General features: G+C 64.8%; 9 protein-coding genes. 8 read left to right on the top strand and 1 reads right to left on the bottom strand.

What is annotated here, in order from left to right:
* Window positions 1-231, top strand: a 231-nt coding sequence (locus DIE23_RS26710) for a 4Fe-4S dicluster domain-containing protein (protein WP_185643073.1), incomplete at its 5' end; no start/stop codon positions are given.
* 28 nt (window positions 232-259) lie between these two features.
* Here DIE23_RS26710 and DIE23_RS26705 read toward each other — a convergent pair.
* Entirely contained in the window at window positions 260-1129 is an 870-nt protein-coding gene (locus tag DIE23_RS26705) for a LysR substrate-binding domain-containing protein (RefSeq protein ID WP_124614865.1), read from the bottom strand.
* 164 nt (window positions 1130-1293) lie between these two features.
* Between DIE23_RS26705 and DIE23_RS26700 the strand changes: the two genes are divergently transcribed.
* From DIE23_RS26700 to metC, 7 genes are all read left to right on the top strand, one after another.
* Window positions 1294-2121, top strand: a complete 828-nt coding sequence (locus DIE23_RS26700) for a transporter substrate-binding domain-containing protein (protein ID WP_124614864.1) — start codon at window positions 1294-1296, stop codon at window positions 2119-2121.
* A 73-nt stretch (window positions 2122-2194) separates the two neighbouring features.
* Window positions 2195-2887, top strand: coding sequence for an amino acid ABC transporter permease (locus tag DIE23_RS26695; protein ID WP_124614863.1), 693 nt, complete (start codon window positions 2195-2197; stop codon window positions 2885-2887).
* Window positions 2888-2891: 4 nt separating this feature from the next.
* Window positions 2892-3584 carry an amino acid ABC transporter permease gene (locus DIE23_RS26690; RefSeq protein ID WP_124614862.1) on the top strand — a complete coding sequence of 231 codons (693 nt, stop codon included), beginning with the start codon at window positions 2892-2894 and terminating at the stop codon, window positions 3582-3584.
* Window positions 3585-3612: 28 nt separating this feature from the next.
* The gene (locus DIE23_RS26685) at window positions 3613-4380 is read left to right on the top strand and encodes an amino acid ABC transporter ATP-binding protein (RefSeq protein ID WP_185646539.1); all 768 of its coding nucleotides are present in this window, start codon (window positions 3613-3615) and stop codon (window positions 4378-4380) included.
* 59 nt (window positions 4381-4439) lie between these two features.
* Window positions 4440-5036, top strand: coding sequence for a cysteine dioxygenase family protein (locus DIE23_RS26680; protein WP_124614860.1), 597 nt, complete (start codon window positions 4440-4442; stop codon window positions 5034-5036).
* Between the two features lie 137 nt (window positions 5037-5173).
* Window positions 5174-6763 carry a rhodanese-like domain-containing protein gene (locus DIE23_RS26675; protein ID WP_124614859.1) on the top strand — a complete coding sequence of 530 codons (1590 nt, stop codon included), beginning with the start codon at window positions 5174-5176 and terminating at the stop codon, window positions 6761-6763.
* Between the two features lie 89 nt (window positions 6764-6852).
* Window positions 6853-8094: a cystathionine beta-lyase gene (gene metC / locus DIE23_RS26670; RefSeq protein ID WP_124614858.1), complete on the top strand. Its 1242-nt coding sequence runs from the start codon at window positions 6853-6855 to the stop codon at window positions 8092-8094.
* Window positions 8095-8120 lie beyond the last annotated feature (26 nt).

Genomic DNA, 8120 nt, shown 5'->3' with positions numbered 1-8120 from the left:
GACGCGAGCGTGCCGGTAAACGTGAACCTGCGCACCTACGCGGGCCCCGAGGGGCGCTTCTGCCCGGCGGCCGTGTATGAGTTCGTGAAGAACGACGACGGCAGCGATCGCCTGGTGATCAACGCGCAGAACTGCGTGCACTGCAAGACCTGCGACATCAAGGACCCGACGCAGAACATCGTGTGGGTCACGCCGGAAGGCGGCGGCGGGCCGAATTACCCGAACATGTGAAGCCGGTTGACCGGCGATGCGGCTAAGCTCACGCGAACGCCGGCCCAAACCGCGTCGCGATATGCTCGTTCGAGTCAAATAGCTCGCGCAGTACCGGGCTCGTACAGGTCGGCTGCACGTACAAATAGAACGCGACTTCGGGCAGGCGTGGCAAGCCGTCCGCTTCGGTCAGCACCCGCATGTTCGCATCGAGCAGCTCGGTCGTACGCGCCGTCACGCCGAGCCCCGCGCTGATCGCGGCCTTGATGCCCGTGAGCGTTGGCGCAATGAAACTGGTGCGCCACGGAATGTGGCGTGCGTCGAGCGTCGCGATTGAAAGCTTGCGAAACAGGCTCAGTTCGTCGGCCATCACCAACGGCACCGGCTCTGTCGGGTTGAAAATGAAATCCTCCGCGCAAATCCACACCATCGGTGAAGTGCGCAGCTTCACGCCCGGAAACGCATCGTCGTAACGCGTCGAGATCGTCACGTCCAGTGCGTTGTCGCGCAACGCGTCCATCAGAAACGGGCTGCGTCCGACGTTGATTTCCATCTGCAGTTCCGTCGACAGCGTCGACAGCCGTCGCAGCATGTTTGGCAGGATCGAGTCGGCCACGTCATGTGGTGAACCGATGCGGATCTTCTCTCCCGCACCACGCGAACTTGCGAGATGCACGGCCTGATCGTTCAGCGCCAGGATCTTGTGCGCATACGCGAGCAACCTCACGCCGTCGGTCGTCATCGCCTTGTGCCGGCCGCGCTTTTCGAACAGCGCGCAGCCGATGTCCTGCTCGAGCCGTTGCATCTGCTGGGTGACGGCGGACTGCGTTCGGCCCACGCGAGCGGCCGCCATCGCGAAGGTTTCATGCTGCGCGATCGCGACGAACGTACGCAGCAGATCGAGGTCGAGGTTTCGCATAGGAAGGGCCCAAACATTCAGCGTCGCTAATGTATTCAGGCGAATAATTAAATTGTTCCTGCAAATTTTCGCCGATAACCTTGATAACACTCAAGCGGGATTTATACATTCAAGGCTATCGCCTCCGCAATCGACCCGGTGTAACGCAAGAACAGGAGACCTCGATGATCTGGCAACACAAGCTGCTGACTGCAACGTTCGTCACCCTCGCCGCCACCGGCATCGCTCGCGCAGATGCGCTCGCCGACATCAAGGCGCGCGGCACGCTCGTGTGCGGCACGCAGAATGCCAGCGAACCGTACGCGTTCCCCGATCCGGCTACGCGCCAGATCGTCGGCTTCGATGTGGACGTCTGCCGTGCACTCGCGCAAGGGCTCGGCGTCAAGCTCGACCACCGCTCGCTGTCGACCGATGCACGCATCGCCGAACTGAAGACCCGTCGTGTCGACGTCCTCGCAGCCGCCATGGCATGGATGCCGGCCCGCGCGGCGCAGGTCGACTACAGCGACCAGTACTACGTCGCCCCGATCCGCGTGCTCGTGCGCGCCGATTCACCGATCCAGACCCTGGACCAGCTCAGCGGAAAGAAGATCGCGGCGTCCGAAGGATCGAGTTCGGCGGCCGTGTCGGTCACCCGCCTGCCGGATGCGCACTTGCTGACGTTCCACGACATTCCGTCCGCGTTTCTCGCACTCCAGCAGGGCAAGGTCGACGGCCTCGTGGCCGGGCAACTGATCCTGTCCCGCTTCGCGGATCAGGCCACGCAAAAGGGTGGCCCGTCGTTCCGGATGTTGAATCAGTCGGTCTTCGAGGAACGCTGGGGCGTGGTGATGAACAAGAACCAGCCGGCACTGATGGCGGCCGTCAATCGCATCCTGCACGACTACGACCAGTCGACTGGCCTTCAGACGAGCTTCGACAAATGGCTCGGCGCACGCTCGGCTTACAAGTTCACGCGCAACTACAAGGTTGAGCCGATCCGCGCTCAATAGGCCGACTGTCCCGCTCGACGGCACGGCATGCCGTGCCGGCCGTGATCCGTAACCGCTCATGTAGATTCCCGAGATGTTCGATCCCTCGTTCCTCTTCGAAGCCGGCTATCTGCGCCTTCTGGTCGCAGGCGTGCTGACCACCCTGCGGCTCTTCGTTACTTCGGGGTTGCTCGCCATGGCGTTCGCCATCGTGCTCGCTACGCTGCGCGCGTTACCGGTTCGCGCCTGCAAGGCAGGCGTCGTCGCCATTGTCGAATATCACCGCAACGTACCGATGCTCGTACAGATTCTCGTCTGGTATTTCGGCGTGCCGCAGATTCTGCCCGCCGGCTTGCATGCGTGGGTCAACGCCGGCAACACCGAGTTCTTCTTTGCCGTGATCGCGCTCGCATTCAACTATGGGGCCTTCATGTCCGAAGACTTGCGCTCCGGGCTGCGCGCCATCCCGCATACGCAGCAGGAAGCCGCGTGGTCGGTCGGGTTGACCTATCTGCAGGCGTTCCGCTACGTGGTGCTGCCGCAAGGCATGCGCGTCGCGCTGCCGGCACTGCTCAATCAGGCATTGCGACTCTTCAAGGATAGTTCGCTCGCGATGGCGATCGGCGTGCACGAACTCCTGTACAACGCGCGCGAAATCGACAACCTCACGTTTCGCACGTTCGACGTGTTCCTTGTCGCGACGGTCCTGTATCTGATCGGCACACTTGCGCTGACGACGCTGTCCGATCACTTCGCCGCGCGCGGTACCGTCCGCCACGGAGCCTGAAATCATGTTCGATATCCTGCACGACTACCTCGCGCTGTTTCTCGTGGGCAACTGGCCGCATGGCCCCCTCGGCGGCGCCGCGATCACGCTGGTCATTTCCGCGCTGAGTCTGCTGATCTCGTTTCCGATCGCGATCGCGATCGGCCTGGCACTCGTGTCGCCACTGCCGTGGCTGAGTCGCATCGCCCGCGTCTGGACCCGCGGGATCCGCGGGATCCCGCTGCTCATGCTGATTTTCTGGGCGTACTTTGCCGTGCCGCTGCTGACGCGAGTCGAGGTTTCCGCGCTGACGACCGCGATCTGCGCGATCATCGTCTACGAGAGCGCGTTCCTCGCACAGATCGTGCGCGCCGGTATCGAGGGGCTACCGCGCGGCCAGGCCGAGGCGGCACGCGCAACCGGGCTGTCGTGGCTGCAGAGCATGCGGCACGTACAGTTGCCGCAAGCGCTCACGAACATGCTGCCGTCGCTGGTCAACCAGTTCGTGTCGATCATCAAGGCGACGTCGCTCGCCTACGTGATCGGCGTACCCGAACTGACTTACTCGGCCGCGCAGGTCAATACGATCACGCTGACCAAACCGCTTCAGACATTTCTCGCGCTCGCGGCGCTCTACTTCGTGCTGTGTTTCGCCATCTCGCGCATCGCGGGTCAACTGGAGCGACGCATCGCCCGTCGGCACGGCCGCTTCGCATAATCTGCTGGGGAGAGAATCGACCATGACCATGCTCGTCTTCGAGAATGTGCACAAGCACTACGGCGACCATCACGTGCTGAAAGGCATCGACGCGCGGATCGCACCCGGCGAGATCGTCGTGGTGTGCGGACCGTCCGGCTCCGGCAAATCGACGCTGATCCGCACCGTCACACGGCTGGAAGCGATCCACGAAGGCCGGATCCTGTTCGAAGGGCTCGACGTCAACGCACGCGGCACCAGGATCAATGCATTGCGCGCGCGAATCGGCTTCGTGTTCCAGAATTTCAACCTGTTCCAGAACCTGTCGGTTCGGCAAAACCTGACGCTCGGACCGACCCGGGCGCTCGGCCTGTCACGAGATGAAGCGGTCGCGCAAGCTGAAACGCTGCTCGAGAAAGTGGGCCTTGCACACAAGATCGACGCGATGCCGTCGAACCTGTCCGGCGGCCAGCAACAACGCGTCGCGATTGCACGCGCGCTCGCGATGCGCCCGCCGCTGATGCTGTTCGACGAGCCGACGAGTGCGCTCGATCCCGAAATGGTGCAGGAAGTGCTGCACGTGATGCGCGCGCTCGCCGACGACGGACTGACGATGATGATCGTCACGCACGAGATGGGCTTCGCACGCGACGTCTCGAGTCGCGTCTGGTTCATGGACCAGGGGCGACTGCTCGAGGACGCACCGCCCGAGTCGTTCTTCGAGCAGCCCGCTCACGAGCGTGCGCGGCGCTTCCTGCAGGATGTACATCGCCCGTCGCTACGCACGGCAGCGCGGTCGGTCGCCACCTCGACCTGACGCGCAGCGACACCGCCATTCGATTCAGCCTTTCCACACTATCCGGAGACTCCCCGATCATGTCGACACTTCCCGTCACCGACCAACGTCAAGCCGCCGTGGATGCGGCCATCGTGGCAATGAAAAACGCACTCGCACGCGATGGCGAAACGCGCGCGGCGCTGGACGCCGTGCTCGAGCAGGTCAAGGCGCTTGCCGCCCGCGGTGACTTCTGGCAGGAGGCCGATTTCGAGGCGCCGGGCGATGGCGAGCTGCAGGCACGCTACCTGATTCACGAGGACGCGGACCGGCACTACGCGCTCTATCTGAACGTGATGCGCCCGGGCAAGAAAATCACTCCGCACAACCATACGACGTGGGCATGCATCGCCGCCGTCGACGGCACCGAATACAACTACATCTACCGTCGCACCGACGACGGCAGCCTGCCGGGCGTGGGAACGCTCGAGAAGACCGGCACGGTCGTCGTCGAACCTGGTTCCGGCATCGCGCTGACCGCTGATGATATCCACGCGGTCGAGATCAAGGGCGACCGCCCGATCCGTCATCTGCACATGTACGGCCGCGCGCTCGAAACACTGAGCGAACGTATCGCATTCGATCTCGACAACGGCACCTGCAAGGTAATGGATATCGGCGTGAAGACACGCCGCTAGCTCCCGCCCGGCCGCTGGTCCGCGGCCGGGAACCGACACTTTCCGGCACCGGCCGACGCTTCGTTGCGCGCGGCGCGGGCGCTGCTGCGCCCGGAAAACGATGCCGCCCGCCCCGATACGAACCGACGACGCTCATCATGACCTCGCTGCCCCCTTCATTCGTCGATGCACCGACGCTCAAACGCTGGCTGCACGACGGCGCCGAAATCGCGCTGTTCGACGTGCGAGAGCACGGCCAGTACGGCGAAGCACACCTCTTCTACGGCGTGCCGTTGCCATACAGCCGCCTCGAACTCGACATCGGCCGCCTCGCGCCGCGGCACACCGCGCGCATCGTCATGTATGACGCGGACGGCACGCTCGCGCCGCAGGCCGCGACGCGTGCCGCCGCGCTAGGCTACTCGAACGTTTACGTGCTGACGGACGGCACCGCCGGCTGGCAGCACGCCGGCTTCCCGCTGTTCGCCGGCGTCAACGTGCCATCCAAGACGTTCGGCGAACTCGTCGAGCTGACTTGCCACACGCCGCGTATCAGCGCCCGCGAACTCGCAGCGATGCGCGCGCGCGGCGACGACGTAGTGGTACTCGACGGACGCCCGTTCGCCGAGTACCGAAAGATGACGATCCCGTCGTCGGTCTGCTGCCCCAACGGCGAGCTCGGTTACCGGATCCGTGAACTGGTGCCGGACCCGTCGACGCCGATCGTGATCAACTGCGCCGGTCGCACGCGCAGCATCATCGGCGCACAAACGCTGATCAACCTGGGCATTGCCAATCCGGTCATGGCGCTCGAGAACGGTACACAGGGCTGGTTCCTCGAGGACCTGCCGCTGGAACACGGCAGCACGCACCGCTACCCCGACGTTATCGCGCCTGCGTCTCTCGCATCGATGCGAGCGGCGAGCCACGCACTATCCCGGCGTTTCGCGGTGCCGGACGTCGATGCCGGCACGTTCGCGCAATGGGCCACCGATCCGGCACGTACGCTGTTTCTCTGCGACGTCCGCACACCCGAGGAGTTCGCCGCCGGTTCGCTGCCGGGCGCGCAGCATGCGCCTGGCGGGCAGTTGATCCAGGCGACCGATCAATACATCGGCGTGCGCCATGCGAGACTCGTGCTGTTCGACAGCGACGGCGTGCGCGCGCCGATCGTCGCGAGCTGGTTGCGTCAGCTCGGCCACGATGCGTGGGTACTGCGCGATGGCCTCACGAGTGGTGCCGCACTGCCGATCGCCCCGCCCCCCGTCGCGGCTTCGCTGCCCGAGATCGACGCCATGTCGCTCGCCGACGCCCTCGCGGCCGACCGCGTACAGGTAATCGACCTGCGTGCCAGCATGAGCTATCGCCGCGCGCACGTGCCCGGTGCAACGTGGGCAATCCGGCCACGACTTCCGGCACTCACGACGAATCGCGATGTCGTGCTGGTTGCAGACGAACGCGGTGTCGCGGAACTGTTCGCCGGCGAATGGCGCCGCCGCCACGGCGACACGCATCGCTTCATGGTGCTCGCGGGCGGTTTCGGCGCCTGGACAGAAGCCGGCTGCGCAGTGCGCAGTACACCCGACTTGCCGCCCGACTCGGACTGTATCGATTACCTGTTCTTCGTCCACGACCGGCACGACGGCAACAAGGCCGCCGCGCGACAGTATCTCGCGTGGGAAACGGGCCTGCTCGCCCAGCTCGACGCGCAGGAGCGCAACGCCTACCGTATCGGCGCCGTCCGATGAAGCCGTCGCGCGCCGGAGCTTGTCGGTCCGCGCGCGATCTCCGTCAATCCGGCCGGCGTGCGACGCACGGCCCATTCGATTCATCGTCCATGTCCCGACATCCGCATTCTCCGCGCCTCGCCACCCGCCTCGTCAAGGGCGGTACGTCCACCTCCGTCGATGGCGGACGCGCCGTCAATCCGCCGATCGTCCGCGCGTCGACCGTGCTGTTCGACTCGATGGATGAATTGAACGACGCACGCCGCCGGCGCGGCTCCGAGCGCCTGTTCACCTATGGCGCGCGCGGCAACCCGACCGGTTTTGCGCTCGAGGACGTCGTCTCCGAACTCGAAGGCGGTTATCGGACGCGCCTGTTCCCGACCGGCCTGGCAGCCATCTCGATGGTCTTCCTCGCATACGTGCGTCCTGGCGATCATGTGATGATCGCCGATTGCGTGTACCAGCCGCTGCGTCACTTCGTCGACACATTCCTGCGACCGTGGGGCGTCGATGTCAGTTACTTCCGCGCCGACGGCACCGATGCCGCGCAGCGCATCACGGCACGAACCAGGCTCGTCTATGCCGAATGTCCGGGTTCGCTGGTCTACGAACTCTGCGACCTGCCCGCGCTCGCCGATCTCGCGCATCGCCACGGCGCGCTGCTCGCGGCCGACAACACGTGGGGATCCGGCGTGCAGTATCGGCCGCTGACGCTCGGCGCCGATATCTCGGTGATGGCCGCAACCAAGTATCTGGGCGGCCATTCGGACGTGATGATGGGTACCGTCACGACCACCGAAGCGGCATGGCGCACGCTCGCCTCGATGTGTGACGCGCAGGGCGTGGCGGTCAGCCCCGACGATGCATGGCTCGTGCTGCGCGGCACGCGCACGCTTGCGGCACGGCTCGCGATGCACGAGCGGCATGCACTCGACATCGCGCATTGGCTAATGGCACATCCTGAAGTCGCGCGGGTATTTTGCCCTGCGTTGCCGTCGCACCCCGGCCATGCGCTCTGGCAACGCGACTGCCACGGCACCAACGGTCTGGTGTCGTTCCAATTCGCCCATGCATCGCCGGCGGATGCCGCGCGCTTCGTCGACGGACTCGCACTGTTCGGCATCGGCGCGTCGTGGGGCGGATTCGAAAGCCTCGCGACGGTCGTCGACGTCACCGCCACACGTACCTGCGCGAATTGGCGTGACGCAGGGCCGATAGTCCGGCTGCATGTCGGGCTCGAGGATCCGCTCGATCTCCTGGAAGATCTGACGCATGGTTTCGCGGTAATGGTCGACTCAGCACACTCAGCACGAGAGCAGTCCGGTCGCAACTACAGCACGCCACCCTGTTGATGTCGACGCAGAATTGACCCGCCGGG

Source organism: Burkholderia sp. Bp9143, from assembly GCF_003853645.1.
In the GTDB taxonomy this organism is placed as follows: Bacteria; Pseudomonadota; Gammaproteobacteria; order Burkholderiales; family Burkholderiaceae; genus Burkholderia.
This window is presented reverse-complemented; position numbering and strand designations above follow the sequence as displayed.